This is a genomic window from Sediminibacterium sp. FW305-C-61 (assembly GCF_058231065.1).
This window is the reverse complement of record NZ_JBIQXR010000004.1, coordinates 433,738-448,601: the sequence shown is the minus strand read 5'-3', so window position 1 is coordinate 448,601 and position 14,864 is coordinate 433,738. Positions and strand designations below refer to the sequence as shown.

At 40.7% G+C, this 14,864-nt stretch carries 6 protein-coding genes and 1 tRNA gene; 3 read left to right on the top strand and 4 right to left on the bottom strand.

The genetic code is table 11. From position 1 onward, the window contains the following. Nucleotides 1-138 precede the first annotated feature (138 nt). Nucleotides 139-1,365: an ornithine--oxo-acid transaminase gene (gene rocD, locus ACH30E_RS13055; RefSeq protein ID WP_490825164.1), complete on the top strand. Its 1,227-nt coding sequence runs from the start codon at nucleotides 139-141 to the stop codon at nucleotides 1,363-1,365. Between the two features lie 108 nt (nucleotides 1,366-1,473). On the opposite strand, the gene ACH30E_RS13050 is transcribed toward rocD, so the two are convergent. The 4 genes from ACH30E_RS13050 to ACH30E_RS13035 all read right to left on the bottom strand — a co-directional run bounded on the left by ACH30E_RS13050 (nucleotide 1,474) and on the right by ACH30E_RS13035 (nucleotide 13,037). After that, nucleotides 1,474-1,875, bottom strand: coding sequence for a hypothetical protein (locus ACH30E_RS13050; RefSeq protein WP_294992089.1), 402 nt, complete (start codon nucleotides 1,873-1,875; stop codon nucleotides 1,474-1,476). A 268-nt stretch (nucleotides 1,876-2,143) separates the two neighbouring features. Then, nucleotides 2,144-4,699, bottom strand: a complete 2,556-nt coding sequence (locus ACH30E_RS13045) for an NHL repeat-containing protein (RefSeq protein WP_490825163.1) — start codon at nucleotides 4,697-4,699, stop codon at nucleotides 2,144-2,146. Between the two features lie 422 nt (nucleotides 4,700-5,121). Further along, nucleotides 5,122-12,342 (bottom strand): LamG-like jellyroll fold domain-containing protein, encoded by a 7,221-nt coding sequence (locus ACH30E_RS13040; protein WP_490825162.1) that lies wholly within the window; start codon nucleotides 12,340-12,342, stop codon nucleotides 5,122-5,124. 624 nt (nucleotides 12,343-12,966) lie between these two features. Continuing rightward, nucleotides 12,967-13,037: transfer RNA gene (locus tag ACH30E_RS13035), tRNA-Cys, on the bottom strand. Between the two features lie 95 nt (nucleotides 13,038-13,132). Between ACH30E_RS13035 and ACH30E_RS13030 the strand changes: the two genes are divergently transcribed. Beyond that, complete coding sequence (locus ACH30E_RS13030) at nucleotides 13,133-14,011, top strand: nucleoside phosphorylase (protein WP_490825161.1); 879 nt, start codon at nucleotides 13,133-13,135, stop codon at nucleotides 14,009-14,011. 6 nt (nucleotides 14,012-14,017) lie between these two features. Next, nucleotides 14,018-14,794, top strand: a complete 777-nt coding sequence (gene dapF, locus ACH30E_RS13025) for a diaminopimelate epimerase (RefSeq protein ID WP_490825160.1) — start codon at nucleotides 14,018-14,020, stop codon at nucleotides 14,792-14,794. Nucleotides 14,795-14,864: the final 70 nt, after the last annotated feature.

Sequence of the window (14,864 nt, the reverse complement as noted above, 5' to 3'; positions counted from 1 at the left end):
TTTTCGTATCTTGCATATATATAACAGTCTATGCGCTTTTTACGCCTAAATCTTGATTTCCTCGACCATCCTTGTTGCTAAGGATTTTTCTGTTATTCCCACATTGTTGGTTTCTTTTATTATTTAAAGCATTTTACCATGTCTACAATTTCAGCTCAGACTGCTGCTTATTTGCAGTTGGAGGATCAATATGGCGCACACAATTATCATCCCATTCCTGTTGTTCTTGAAAAAGGATCAGGTGTTTTTTTATGGGATGTGGATGGCAATCGATACTACGATTTCTTAAGTGGCTATTCCGCAGTAAACCAAGGGCATTGTCACCCCAAAATAATTGCTTCCCTGGTTGAACAGGCACAGAAACTAACCCTTACTTCCAGGGCTTTCCACAACAATCTATTGGGTGAATATGCCCGTTTTATCACCAGCTATTTTGGGTATGATAAAGTGTTGCCCATGAACACGGGCGTTGAAGGTGGCGAAACAGCCATCAAACTGGCACGCAGATGGGCTTATACACAAAAAGGAGTTCCCGAGAACAAGGCCAAAATAATATTTGCAGAAGGCAATTTCTGGGGAAGAACCCTGGCTGCTATTTCATCATCCAATGATCCCAGCAGTTATAAAGGTTTTGGTCCTTATATGCCCGGTTTCGACCTGGTTCCATATAACGATACCATTGCACTCGAAAAAGCATTACAAGATAACAATGTAGCAGCATTCATGGTTGAACCTATTCAGGGTGAAGCTGGTGTAGTTCTGCCCGATGATGGTTACCTGAGCAAGGTTCGGGCGCTTTGTACCCAATACAATGTTTTATTGATTGCAGATGAAATTCAAACCGGACTGGCACGCACGGGTAAAATGCTGGCTTGTGATCATGAACAGGTTCGACCAGATATACTAATCCTCGGGAAGGCACTCAGTGGCGGTGTATTACCAGTTTCAGCAGTACTGGCTGATGATCCGATTATGTTGAATATTAAACCGGGAGAACATGGATCTACCTACGGTGGCAACCCGCTTGCCTGTGCTGTTGCTATGACTGCACTTACCGTATTAAAAGAGGAAAATATGGCTGAGAATGCCGAAAAAATGGGTGCATTATTAAGAGAGGAATTAGCAGCGCTTCAATCTCCTTTAATTAAAACCATCAGGGGTAAAGGATTGCTCAATGCTATCGTAATCAATCATCCTAATCCTGATGCCGCCTGGGATATTTGCCTATCACTAAAAGAAAATGGCTTGCTCGCCAAGCCCACGCATGGCGACAAAATTCGATTTGCTCCTCCATTGGTGATTAATGAAGCACAAGTGAAAGAAGCAGTTGCGATAATTGGCAAATCGCTGCAAACAATGAAGTGAGAGAAAACAGAGAAATAAAGAATAAGGAATAAGAAATAAGGAATGAGAAAGTGAAGACCAGAGATTGTGCCTGTCTTCTCACTTTGGACATTCCTTATTTCTTATTCCTTATTTCTCTGTTTCTTTTCCCCCCACCGGTATCTTCGGGAACAGTACCATTAGTTGTATGAGTATAGCCAATGCAAGTATAGCGTATAATGCAGGCTGCTTTTCGGGGCATTCACCCAACATACAGCTTGATACAAGGATATAGTTACGAATGGCCCAGGCCAGATTAATGGCGCCTATAAATACGTTGGTTCGTTTTGCCCAGATACGAGGTATGGCAAAAAATAAAATACTCGCTGAACAAAAAATTGCATGAAATAAACCCGGTCTGCCAAAGCTTGTACCTTCAGCGGCAAACCCACTAATCACCAACTGCTTACTGGTTACAATACTCCAGGGGAAAAAACAAAGGACAATCAATGTAATGGCCGCTACAATACCAATCTGCTGAGAATATTTCATACATAAAAATTAGACTGCGAAGCTAAAGGTTTTTAGAGAAGTTTTAAACCATTGCGATCCGGGGAAAATAGGCTGCGAGCTGCTAGCTTTGATTGGTGCTTGATTTAGGTTTTCTGCTATTATGTGTATAAATGACAGGGCTTGCGAATTTGTTTTGTAAAAATCCTTCTTAAAATAAAAATTTAATTACCTATTTGCGCTTATGGATGGCTAAATTAATAGGAAAAAAAAGCTAGCTGCTAGCAGCCAGTGGCTAGAAGCTGCCTTCTCACCGTACTGCAATTTTTTGTATAGCATTATTGCTCATCTGACGCTCACTACCCAATTTAATGAGCGTATATACTTTACGTTCCTGGCCTTGTACCCATTCAACTGCGTATTGTCCGCCAGCATATTGCTGCCCAAATTGAATAGTGCTATTTGCTGCGATTGATTGGCGTTGTTCAATTACCCTTCCGCTTAAATCGACCACGCGCATTGAAATAGGAAGCGCTGTTTGCGTACTCTTTAGTTGAACGGTAAAAAATGCAGTAGCGGGATTGCCTAATATAACCGGGTTAAGCTGACCAATTTTTTTGCCTTTTTCGATTTTCACCTGAAAGGAAACTTTTTGACTGGCCACACCGTTTTGAATTGCAGCCACCCAAATTCTGTGGGTTCCAGATTCATTTTTTATGAGTGGATCAACTGGCTGGGCATTCGGATCGCCGGTTTTATAAAATTGTAAAACAGTGCCTGGTTTAGCAGTAACCTGTTGATCGATTCGGATAAACTCACGAGAATCATTATATATTTCATCCCTTACAAGCGGCGATTCAGGTTGAACTGTTAATGGAACAGTTGCATGAATTGCACATCCATAATCGCTTATTGTCTTAAATTGAATTGCTGTTTGACCGGGATTAATTCCCTTTATAATACCATGCTGATCTATTGCTGCAATTGACTCATCTTTTGAATACCACTGACCTGTTTGAACTCCAACACTTAGCTGCCCCCTATTGCCCGTTACCAGTTTTGTGTACCCATTGATTACCGGCGCAACAGGAACGGGTAAAACAGTAAATATATTATTCGTTTCGGCTACACAACCATCTATTTGGGCTGTATAGGAAACTATTACTTTACCTGCCGCAGTGCCATGAAGAAACCCAGCTTCTATTTTTGCGATAGAAGAATCACTTGTTTTCCATTCACCTGACAGGAGCATATTGGTCAGAGGAATTTTAGCACCAGCGCAAACCTCGTTTGATTGAATCATGGAACCACCTGCATTTGAAACTACTTCCTGAGTAATGCTTACTGGAGGAAGTATAGGAGTTGCTTTTACCGTAATAGTTTTATGGGTTTGACTTTCACAACCAAATTCATTTCTTGCTATATAAGTAATATCAACAATGCCCTCTTGTTTACCCATTAAGATGCCACTATTATTAATTTCTGCAATGGCCGTATTATTCGATTTCCAATAGCCATTCTCTGCAGTATTTTCCAGTTTCAGTGGGTAAGCTGTTCCGCTACAAATTTTTTCATCTACGGTTATTTTTGGCATATCTGGTGCATCATGAATTTCCATTATTTCTGATTCAACAATACTTCCATCACGGTAAACAAGTTCAGTTTGGTATTTTCCTGGTCTGACAGCTTTAAAGTTAAAGCTGTACCTGACAGGCGATTCAGGATTTTGGTAATATTGGATACGATGGTTGAATTGATCGGCCACATACAGGTTATCATCCTGATCCACAAATAGTCCATAAGGATAATCCAACTGATTATCTGCACTACCCATACCATTTCCCCCTGCCACCAATAACCCTGTTTTAGCGCCGGGCTTCCAGCGAAGTATCCGGTGATTGGTTTGATCTACTATAAACAAATCACCATTTGAATGAAGTGCAATATCCGTTGGAAAATAAAGTTGTCCAGGCCCCTTTCCTCTCCCTTCCTGTCCTGCAACAATTACTCCTTTATTATGCTCTTTTGACCATGCAACAATGCGGTCATTTGCTGCATCGGCGATGTATATTGTACCATCATGAGTCACCTGTACACTGCTTGGATACTGTAACTGATTTAATTTATTGCCTTTGCCGTTTCCTCCAGCTACAGTGATGCCTGTTTTTGCACCTGGTGACCAAACCTGTATTCTGTGGTTATAATTATCGGCGATATAGATATTACCTGCATTATCCAGGCAAATTCCTTGCGGCATATTTAACTGATTGGCGGCAGCCCCGCGTCCATTGCCTCCTGCAACAGTAACACCAGTTGTTGAGCCTGGGGCAAAGCGTTGGATACGGCTATTCGCAGCATCACTTACATAAATATTTCCCTGTTTATCAACCACCACCGACATGGGATAATTTAACTGATCGGCTCTATCTCCCTGTCCACCGATACCAGCTACTGTAATACCAAATGATGCACCCGGCACCCATTTTTGAACCCTGTGATTAAACTGATCTGCCACATAAATATTACCCGTTGCATCAACAGTAACCCCTGCCGGAAAACGAAATGCATTATCAGATGTACCCTCATTGGTTCCTGCCACAGTACGAATCAATGCAGGTAATTTGGATACGGATATCTGTTGATGGTTTAGCTTCCAGCTTATATAATCAACTTTTGGACTAATATCCTGAATCTCCAATTCTGTATTAACACATTTTGAATTGGCAATTATGGTTGGTTTATTGGGAGAGTTTAGACTGCTGTCTGTTGCTGCATTTACAAAAAGAACCAATAAAGTCATACTTACAAGCATAACCAGCCGGGAAACCGGATAGCTGTTCTGTTGGTATGATGGGTTCTTTTTCATTGGATGATTTCACAATTGAATCGATAATGCAAAGTGAAATCAAACCAGCCCCTAAGAAAATAACAGCATTTATGAAAATAAGGTAGTACCTGTTTCAGAAAAAGTAGCGACGCTACTACATTATAAAAAAACACTTATTAAATAAATAACAAGTGATTTAGGCAATTCAAGAAATTATATTAATGCCGTGTAGTAATCAGGTCTTATTTGATGGGCATTTTGCCTACCCCTACAAAATGGAACGTACAGATTACCCTACAAAATTGTCAAATGGGGTTAAAGTAATTTGTAGTGTAGTTGCTACCATGTAACCGGGTTAGCCATAAAAGAAAAAAGAGCCGTTCCGGTGGAACTGCTCTTTTCCTTTGGGCTTTTCAGGATCGATTTTTGGGTGATGGGGTTACATCAACTCGTTTTCAGCATTATTTTACTTTCAACAGTTGAACCACTTTTCTGCGGCTTCCCTGCGTAAATTCTGCATAATATGTTCCTGCACCAAGTTGTTGACCGAATTGTACGGTACTATTTGGCATTTGGTTCGCTTTCGCTTCTACTGTTCTGCCATACATATCAAATACGCGTAACTGAACTGCCTGGTTAAACTTGCTCTCAATTTTCACGGTAAACTGTGTTCTGCTTGGGTTACCCATTACAGTGATTTTGAGGTCGTCTTTGGTTTCAGCAGGTATTTGCTTCAGGTTATTTTGAACCGCTGCAGTTTCTGCTGTTACTGTTGTGCTATTACCAATTGCTCCGGTATTTGCTACTGCGCTTGATACACAACCGCCTAAACCAATTCCGAGTACATCATTAGGATATCTTTCTAAATGGGCCGCAACATCTGTTACTTTCATTTCTTCTACACTGAAATTGTTGCTATTGCCTTTACGCTTAGATACATATACTTTCTGTGTTGAATTTCCATAGAAGTAACTGTACAACCATGAGTACCAACCCCAGCTATTACAATCTTCTTCCACGCGGATATCTTTCACACATATGCTTACCTGGCTGGTGCTTGTGCAACCAGACTGAGCAGTTACTTTCACTTCGAAGGTATAGTAACCTTGTTGTGATGGTGTAAATACTGGCTGTGCACTTGATGTATTACTTAAGGTGCCACCACCAGAGAGTGCTTTCCAGCTATAGCTGTAGTTACTACTACCAGTTGCATTTACCTGTAAGGTTACTTTCTGTGGACCATAACCAAGATAGATATTGCTTGGAACACCACCTGTATAGGTATTGTTTTCAGGAACCACTGTGATAGTGCTGCTACATACTGGTGCAGGTGGCGGTGTTACAGCACAACCTTGTGTTGCACATGAACCGAGTCTGTCGCCAGGATGGTTGGTCAGGTGAGCCTCAACAGCATTGATACTGATTTTGAGGGTTTGTGGATTACCTGAGTTACCCGGAGGTACATGACAGAGATATACTTTATAGTTATCGCCATAGTCATCATCATCATGGTCATCATCATCATGATCATTGTATTTGTTTTTACAACTCCATGAATAGTGTGATTTATGATCGCAATTGCTATGTCTGTGTCCTTTGTGTTTGCAAGACTTATAGTCATGGCCCTTGTGGTCACACTCATCATTATCATCATCGCCATCGTCATATTTGTCTTTACACTTGTCTTTGTTGTGTGATTTGTGGTCACATTTGCCATGGTTGTGTTTACCATGTTTACAGTCTTTTGAACTGTGCGATTTGTGATCACATTTATCATCATCTTCATCTCTTACACGGATATCTTTCACACATATTGTTACCGTGCTTGTAGACACACAACCAGACTGCGTTCTAACGGTTACTTCGAATGTATAGTTACCTGCTGCACTTGGCGCAAATACTGGCTGTGAACTGCTGTTGCTGCTTAATGAGCCATTGCCGGCAACTGCTCTCCAGCTATAGGTATAAGAACTAGCACCACTTGCATTTACTTTCAGGGTAACTCTTTGTGGACCGTAACCGATATAGATATTGGTTGGTATACCGCCTGTGAAAACAGTATTCTCCGGAACAACTGTTATAGAGCTGCTACATGTTGTTGGTGCAGTTACAGTAACAGTTTGAGATGCGCTTGCAGTATTGCCGGCAGCATCGGTTGCTGTCCAAGTAACCACAGTTACACCCAGCGGATAAGTTGTTGGAGCATTGTTAGTGATAACAGGAGTTCCACAATTATCAGTTGCTGTTGCATTACCCAGGTTAACTGCTGTACCAGAAGTTACCGTAATATTTGCCGGAGCTGTAATTGACGGAGCCTGATTATCTGTTACAGTTACAGTAAAGCTGCGAGATGTGCTATTACCGCTTGCGTCGGTAGCTGTTACATTAACTGTAGTAACACCTACAGGGAATACAGTACCTGAAGCCTGGCTATAAGTATAAGTGATTGGGCTTCCACAAGCATCGGTTGCGCTTACTGTATAGTTTACTGTTGCTCCACAAATACCATTTGTATTATTCGTTGCAATATTTACCGGCTGAGTCATTACAGGTGCCTGATTATCGGTTACTGTAATTGTTTGTGACGCACTGGTAGTATTTCCGGCAACATCGGTAGCTGTCCAGGTTCTTGTAATAGTATAGTTATAATAGTTAGCCTGAGCAGGATTAGTGCCTTTGGTACTACTTTGAGTTAATTGTACGGTTACCTGTGCATCGTAATTATCAGATGCTGTAACTGTAGCAGGTGTTGGTATTGTACCGCAGCTTGCGCTTGTATTTGCAGGTACGCCAGCTAATACAGGGGCTGTGATGTCTTTCACAATTACTAGTTGAACACCAGTAGTTGAATTACCTGAGGCATCAGTTGCTGTCCAGATAACACTTGTTGTACCTATACTGTAAACATTACCAGTTGCATTATTTGTTAATGATACCAGTTGAACGTTATCGGTTGCAACCGGGTTACCCAGTGAGTTTACAGTTGCAGTATTAGTTCCTGGATCAGCATTCACCACTACATTGGTAACGCCTGTAATTACTGGTGCTTCAGCATCGATTACAGTAATGGTTTGAGTGGCTGTTGAAATATTTCCTGCAGCATCAGTTGCCGTCCAGATAACTGATGTATTACCCATCGGGAACTGAGCTGGTGCGTTATTGGTAATAGTTACAGGTGCACCACTATTATCAGTTGCACTAGCCGATCCAATGTTTACACCGCTAGCATAGTTAACACCGGTATTGGTATTTACTACTTTATTGGCAGGTCCGCTAAGTACCGGAGCCTGTTTGTCTTCAACAATTACCAGTTGTGTTGCAGATGCCGTATTGCCAGCAGCGTCAGTAGCAGTCCAGGTAACTGTCGTTGTACCCATCGGATACTGAACAGGCGCGTTATTGGTAATGGTTACAGATCCACTATTATCAGTTGCAGTTGCATTACCTAATACAACACCTGATGCATAAGACTGGTTATTGTTTGTTACTGTTGTTACAGTTGGAGGAGCAGCTATTACTGGTGCTTCATTATCTACAACAGTAACTTTTTGTGTAGCAGTTGAAGAGTTGCCGGCAGCATCGGTTGCTGTCCAGATAACAGTTGTTTCTCCTAATGGGAACTGAGTTGGTGCGTTATTGGTAACTACCACTCCTGAACTACTGTTATCGGAAACAGTAGCGTTGCCCAGCGTTACGCCTGTTGCATAAGCAACACCAGCATTTGTATTGGTCGTAACATTTGCAGGTGCAGTAATAGATGGTGGCTGATTATCTACAACCACTACATTAAAGCTTCCTGAAACTGTGTTACCAACCACATCTTTAGCGGTAACGTTTACAGTTGTTGTACCAATCAGGAAGAATGAACCTGATGGCAGGCTGTAAGTGTACGTTACAGGGCTTCCACAAGCATCTACCGCAGTAACATTGTAGTTTACATTAGCACCATTGGTTACCGCATTTACCACAATATTATTCATGGTACCGAATACTGGTGCTACATTGTCTACCACAGTGATTATCTGAGTAACTGTAGCAGTGTTCAGGCTCGCATCAGAAGCGGTCCAGGTTCTTGTAATGGTATAATTATAGTGTCCTACATTATTCAGGTTAGCATCTTTCGTACTTACTTCATTGAAGCTTACAGCAACAGCTCCATCTGTTTCATCTATCGCTGTTACATTAGCAGGAGCCGGAATAGTACCACAAGTAACAGTAACATTAGCAGGCGCAGTCATAGCAGGCGGAGTTACATCCGACTTAATGACTTGTACCTGTTGTGTTTGAGATGAGGTATTACCGTTTCCATCATTATAAGTCCAGGTAATAGTATATGTACCCGCAGTTGTATAAGTTAATGGGCTTGTTGTTGTTGCTGTTACCAATCCAACACAATTGTCTGTAGCAGTTGGGCGGAAGGTAATTGGTGCGCCAGTATTGGTAGACAGCATCGGAAGTGATGCCACATCAGGTGTAGGCGCAAGGTTATCAACCACAGTTACAGAAATAGGTGCTGAAATCTGTAGGTTACCATTTACTGTAACACCTACTGTATAACTACCTGTTTGAGTAGCATGGTAAGTCGCATTATTTGAATTTGGTATTGCTACTTCATTCAGGTACCACTGATAAGCAGTTCCTACAGTTGAAATAGACAGTGCCACATTTGAAGAAGGACAAATGGTAGTAGGTCCGTTTGCCTGAATAGCAGGTAAAGGAGTTACTGTTAATCGTACACTTCTGTAGATCGTACATTTAATAAATGGTACTGCAACGGTATAAGTACCTGTATTAACCGCCTGAGCATTTGTAATAAATGGATCAGGAACTGAAGCGGTAAAGCTATTCGGACCAGACCACTCATAAGCTGTACCGCCATTGGCGAATAAACGGATGGTACTACCAATTCCAAATACGGCAGCATTTGCCTGAGCAGTTACCGGAGGTTCAGCGTAAGTTGAACATGTACCGTTTACTTTAAACTCAGACCAGTTTGAATTTGCACCGGTAAGTGCAAAATCAACCAGAGATCCATTATTGCCATTGGTACTATTATCAGTTAAAGTTGTTTCAGTGGTATTAGGTGCATTAACATACCCCTGGTTAAACTTGTAATATGCAACCAGTCCAGTTTGTGTAGGCTGCAACTCACAATTCATGTTATTGATAATCTCACACTGGTTCAGCGCACGATTCCAGAGTTTAGCCTCTTCTACTTTACCAGAATAATATTCTACGAATCCTGGTTGCTGACCAAACACCAAGTTATTGGTATTAGTGGTTATTTGTCCGGATGCTTCAGTAGTAGCGGCTAACAGTCCGTTAATGTAGATACGCATGAAATAACCATCATAAGTAGCCGATACATGGGTCCACTGATTGATGCCAGGATAATTTGCTGTCAATACTTTCCACTGACCATCCAGGTGCAGGAAGAAAGAAATTGTTTTCCAGCCATCATCTGTACGAGGGAAAATATAACCGTTATTATTGGCAGCGGTAGATTTACCCATTACATTCTGGATAGCTTTGGTTCCATCTGTTGGATAGATCCAGGCTTCCATGGTAATATTTTCAGAGATATTTAAAGTATTATTATGAGGCACAACCACATTATCATTCACACCATCGAAAGTCAATGAACCTGCTTTGTATGCAACAGTGATATTGGCACTGGCTGTTGTAGTACAACTTCCATTTGCTACAGTAACAGTATATATACCAGAATTATTGGTTTGAGCATTCGGAATTACCGGATTCTGCTGTGTAGATGTAAAGCTGTTCGGGCCAGTCCAGGAGTAGCTGGTTCCACCAGATGAAGTTAATTGAATGGTATTTCCAACTTCCAGCAACGGACCGTTTACGGATGCATTTGCTGAAATTGGTGTAAACTGAGCACAGATACCATCACCAACATTACCGGAAGCCCAGTTAGATAATACACCAGTTAATGCAAAGTTATTCAGGGTACCAGTATTATTGTTACCACTTTCATCATTTACTGTAGTTAAATGAGTATTATTAACTCCTACCAGCCCTTTATTGAAGCGGTAGTAAGCAGCCAAACCATTTTGAATAGCGGGGTTAAGCTGGCAAGTCATATTATTATCAATCTCACACTCATCTAATGCACGATTCCAAATACGCACTTCATCAACATTACCTTCAAAAAACTCTCCGCTAAATCCAGGTTGTGTACCAATGGTTATAGGGTTTGTATTGGTAGAAATAGTACCAGTAACTTCTTTGGTAGCTTTTAATTCACCATCAAGGTAAATTTTCATTACGAAGCCATCATAAGTAGCTGCAACATGATGCCATTCGTTTATGCTCGGATAAGTAGCTGAAATGATATTCCAACCCTGGCCCTCAAGGTGTACATAGAAGGAGAATGATTTCCAGCCATCATCAGTACGAGGGAAAATATATCCTTTAACCTGTTGTGTTGACTTACCAATAACACTTTGAGATGGAGTAACACCATCCGTTGGGTAAACCCAGGTTTCAACCGTAATACCAGTTGCGGGGTTAAGATTGTTATTATGAGGTATAGAAATATAATCGTTGTCTCCATCAAAATTTATAGCACGAGCCGGAGTAGATACCTGAATGGTAATACTTGCAGGTACTGAACAACCAGATGCAGTTATAACAGTTACAGTATAAAGACCTGCAGCTGATGGAGATACATTAGCAATAACAGGATTTTGTTCTGTAGAAGTAAAACCATTAGGACCTGTCCAAGAATAACTCACGCCACCTGAAGCCGCCAGTTCAAGCTGACCACCTACAGCAATAGATGGTGCATTGCTGGCAATATTTACAGTAGGAGCAACAAAAGGAACACAAGTGGTTCCGTTAGTGATAGCACCGTCTGTCCAGTTGGAAATATTTCCTAAAAGTCCAAAATCAACAAGGTCGCCATCATTGGCGTTTGGACCTGAATCTTTTAATTTGTTTTCTAATAAGTTGGAAACTCCTCCTAACAGACCCTGGTTAAATTTATAATAAGCAACAAGGTTTTGTTGCTCGGCTAATTCACAATTACGGTTGGCGGCGATTTCACAAGGACTTAATGCACGATGCCAAACACGGAGTTCATCCAGTTTGCCTTTATAATACTCGTTTGTATATCCGTTTTGGTAGCCAATAGTAACCGGGTTAGTATTTACTGTGATTGTACCGGTGATAGCCATTTGGTTTACCAATAAACCATCAATGAAAATGCGCATGTAAGATCCATCATAAGTAGCAGCTACATGGTGCCAGCTATCTTTACCAGGATAAGGAGCGGTTAATTGTCTCCATCCAAGTCCGTTGAAATTGATCAGAAAAGCAATATTGTTCCAGTTATCGTTTGTACGAGGGAAGATATATCCTGTTTGTGCAGAGGTAGGAGAACGCTGAGACTTAGCCAATACAGACTGAACGTTAAAGTTTGCACCGCTTTCAGGATAAATCCAAGATTCAATCGTAATTACATCGCTGATATTGAAGGAAGTATCTCCGATTGCAATATTACTTGGAGGCGGGGTTGTACTTCTAACGATTCTCACTTTATCGTTTACACCGTCGAAACTCAATCCACCAGCAGTAAGCTGACTAAATGCAGCACTGGTAACCATTAACGATAAGGCGGTAAATAAAGCAGTAAGAATTCTCTTTCTTGTAAAAACGCGCATAATGTTCGAATTGGCTCTGATTGTATAAGTCAACAGGTATTTCCTATTGAGGCTACACAGGATAAAAGAATAATCAGTTGAACTGATGGCGGATAAGGAATTCTAAAGACGGTTTATCGGAGGATTTTTGAACTTTAACTGCATTGTTTCTTCAAAACACAAACACGGAAAAAATCAATGACTTCTGTTAATGAATTCCAAAATTAAATTATAAGATCGATAAACACAAACCCAAAACGATTTTTTTCTAAAACATATATAAATTAATAGAATATTACCCGCAAAGGTTTTCGAAAATAGGTCGAGTCAATTGTGTAGAGTTATTAACAAATATATTTTTACTATTCTTATAATATTGCTTATCAATATTTTAAATACATTTTAATGGGAATTTGGCAACCATTTTTTTGAGAGAAAATTTGCCCCTGTTGGCGGATTATAATTCGATTAAAATTTGATTAAATCAGAAATATTTTAGAACAAAGACTAAAAAATGTGTGGATGATTCGGTGTTTTCCCCACCACCTAACGTGGAAAACATCTACAAAAAAGCGGAGAAACACTACAATTGATTTACAACATTTTATGAAGCATAAAAAAAAGGATCGCAATTGCGATCCTTTGAGGTCCCGAGCGGATTCGAACCGCTGTAGAAGCTTTTGCAGAGCTCTGCCTAGCCACTCGGCCACAGGACCATTTTTCTGTAGCAGGCTGCGAAAATAAAGCAATCAAAGGAATTTCAAAATTCTAAATGCGAAAACCCGAAATTTGTCGCCATTAAGTCTAATTTATGAACCGTATTGCAGAAAGTGAACTGATTATCAATAACAGAGGGGCCGTATACCATTTGAACCTCAGGCCGGAAGAACTTGCTCAAAATGTAATTACTGTTGGGGACCCTGATCGGGTTATGGAAGTGAGTAAATATTTTGATAAAATCGATGGTAAATACCAACACCGTGAATTTGTTACGCATACGGGCTGGGTTGGCAATAAACGTATCTCGGTGGTTTCCACCGGCATTGGAACCGATAATATCGATATCGTATTAAACGAACTGGATGCACTGGTAAACATCGATTTCGAAACCAGAACCATTAAACCTACCCTATCCCAACTTAACATTATAAGAGTGGGCACTTCAGGATCTCTGCAAAAAGATATTCCGGTTGATAGTTTTGTAGCAAGTACGCATGGTTTAGGTATCGATAACCTGTTGAATTTCTACCAGCAACAAACCAATACGGAGGAAGACGCAATTTTAGGGGCATTTGCCAACCAGGTGCAAATCGGAGCAAGTTTCGCAGCACCTTATATAGCTGCAGCCAGCGCTTCCCTGCTTAAACATTTTGTTACAGGTTTTCATCATGGCATAACTGTTACATGTCCTGGGTTTTATGGTCCACAAGGCCGTATACTTCGATTAGGTTTGGTTAATACAGAATTGATTGACCGTTTAACAACCTTCTCATTTGGCAATCACCTTATCACTAACTTTGAAATGGAAACCAGTGGAATATATGGCTTAGGCAAACTGCTCGGACATCATTGCTTGAGCCTCAGTGCCATTGTTGCCAACCGCATTAGTAAAGAATTCAGTAAAGACAGTGCAGCCACCATGGAAAAACTCATCCAACTAACCTTGGAAAATATCGGGCAACTGAAATAGCACATTATGACAATTCAATTTTATAAATACCAGGGAACAGGCAACGATTTTGTTATCATCGATAATAGAAATGGCGCAATTCAACTTAGCACAGCTCAGATAAATCATCTATGCGATCGCAGATTTGGTATTGGCGCAGACGGACTCATGCTGTTAAACACTTTAAGTGGATATGATTTTGAGATGAAATACTATAATGCCGACGGCAGAGAAAGTAGTATGTGTGGTAATGGAGGCAGATGTCTTACCCGGTTTGCTTACGACATGGGTATACATAAAACTACCTACCGTTTCTTAGCCATCGATGGTGACCATGAAGCAGAAATTACAGACCATGGATGGATCCGTTTAAAAATGCAGGATGTTCATGAAGTAAAAGAAACACATGGTGATGCTGTATTAAATACCGGCTCTCCACACTATGTAAAAACAGTTCAAAACATAATGGATCTCGATGTTTTCCATGAAGGCAGACATATTCGAAATAGCAAAGATTTTGCAGCAGAAGGTATCAATGTAAACTTTGTAGAACCAGAAAACAAACACATCATAGTTCGCACCTATGAACGAGGTGTTGAAGATGAAACTTTTAGTTGCGGAACTGGTGTAACAGCTGCTGCCATTGTGTTTGCGCACAATGAAAAAGGATTTAACCGGGTTGACGTAAAAACAAAAGGTGGAAACCTCGCTGTAGAATTTGAAAAACATAGCGACCAGGATTTTACCAATGTCTGGCTCTGCGGCCCGGCAGAATTTGTATTTAAAGGAGAAATAAATATTTAATAACCGCAGATAATAGATTTGAATGGCGGATATCTGATCGCTGATGTCGGATTTGAAATATTTTTTCCCA